2 protein-coding genes and 1 pseudogene are annotated in these 1,557 nt (G+C 74.9%); all 3 read right to left on the minus strand.

Translation table 11 applies throughout. The annotated features are described in order from the left end of the window. Nucleotides 1-510 (minus strand): ABC transporter ATP-binding protein (locus G3I40_RS37145; RefSeq protein ID WP_164559230.1); only part of this gene is annotated, 510 nt, incomplete at its 3' end. 111 nt (nt 511-621) lie between these two features. After that, complete coding sequence (locus G3I40_RS37150; protein WP_164559231.1) at nt 622-759, minus strand: SapB/AmfS family lanthipeptide; 138 nt, start codon at nt 757-759, stop codon at nt 622-624. Between the two features lie 125 nt (nt 760-884). Then, nucleotides 885-1,557, minus strand: a pseudogene (locus G3I40_RS37155) (lanthionine synthetase C family protein); the annotation flags it as partial.

Consider the following 1,557-nt stretch of genomic DNA (forward strand, 5'->3'; position numbering starts at 1 on the left):
GAAGGCGACGGCCAGCCAGAGGTCGGTGACGCCGAGGGCGACGATCGCGCCGACGGGCGTGACCACGGTGGCCACGAGCGCCGCGACGATCGCGGGGGCGGGGCCGGCCTGTGCGGTGCCGCCGACGAGCCGGGAGAGCAGGTCGCCGGCCGGGACGCGGGCGGTGGCCCGGGGTCCGGCGGCGAGGACGTGGCGCACGAGGAGGTGGCGCAGCCAGGCCGTCGTGCGGGCGTTGGTCGTGCCGGTCAGCACCGTCTCGCAGCAGTCGAGGAGCACGAGGGACGCGACGAGGACACCGCCGGTGACCAGCCAGCGGCCCACGTCACCGCCGACGGTGTCGCCGGCGCCGCCGGAGTGGGCGGCGAAGAGGGCGTCGAGGGTGCGGCCGAGGACGTAGGGGACCGCCAGACCGCCGCAGGCGGAGGCGACGGTGAGCAGGCACAGGAGCGCGCAGCGCCCGGCGCTGTACCGGACCGCGCTGCGGACGAGCGCGTCACCCGACGCCGTCATGGGACCTCCTCGCTTGCGTCGCGCGGTGGCGCGGGGCGGTGGCACGGGGGCGGGCCCGCCCGTTCGGGATACGTCCGGGAGGGCCCGCCTTCGTTCATGACCTGGAAGAGGTCACAGACACAGCAGCGTGCTGTTGGAGCTGTGCTTGTCGCAGAGCAGCAGGCTGACGTTGCTGCCCGCGTCGCCGCCACCGCCGCCGCCGTGGTCGGTCTCGTCGGCTTCGAGGTTCTGGAGGTCGAGAAGCGCCATGGTCTTCCTCTTTCTGTTCGTCGTACCGATCGGTGTGGGTGTGCTTTTCCTTCTCGGTCCCGTGGGGACGGGCGTGCGGTTGTGTCACGACACCGCCGTACGGTCGCCCGTGCGGCGGCACCGGCTCAGGGCCGCAGGGGCGGCAGGAACGGCAGGTGGGCGCCGGTGTCCGGGTCCAGGGCCGCGGCGAGGGCGAGCAGACAGCCCGCCGTCCCGCTGGCGAGGTCCATGGACAGGCGCATCATCTGGTGTCCCGGGAAGGCGAGGTGGCCTTCGTACGTCATCGACAGCCAGTCCAGGGCGTCGACCTGCGCGGCGAGGCGGTCGGCCGTCGCGCCGGGCGTCGTGGTGCGGGCGAGGTGGAGGATCATGCCCGCGCGGCCCTCGAACAGGCCGGGCTGGACGTAGAAGCGGGAGGTCGCCGCGGTGCGGATGCCCTCGCGCGCCTGTTCCAGGTCCGCCGCCGCCGGGGCGTGGCGCAGGTAGGCGTCGACGACCATGCCGACGCCGGCGCTGCCGTCGGCGAGGTAGGGCATGGTGCGCCGCCCCTCGTCGACCTGGAGGCCGCCGTCCGAGGCGGTCTTGCAGCGGTCGAGGTCCAACTGGATGGCCTGCCGGGCCAGTTGGAGGAGGTCGGGGTCCCCGGTGCGCTCGTGGCGGCGCAGCAGGAACAGGGCGGGGCCGCTCATGCCGCGCATCAGTCCGGCGCGGCGTCCGCGCGCGCCGTCCGGGCCGGCGTCGTGGGCTTCGACGACGCGGTCGGCGACGATCCGTGCCGCTTCGGCGGCCCGGTCGGCC

The organism is Streptomyces sp. SID14478 (assembly GCF_010548525.1).
Lineage (GTDB): Bacteria > Actinomycetota > Actinomycetes > Streptomycetales > Streptomycetaceae > Streptomyces.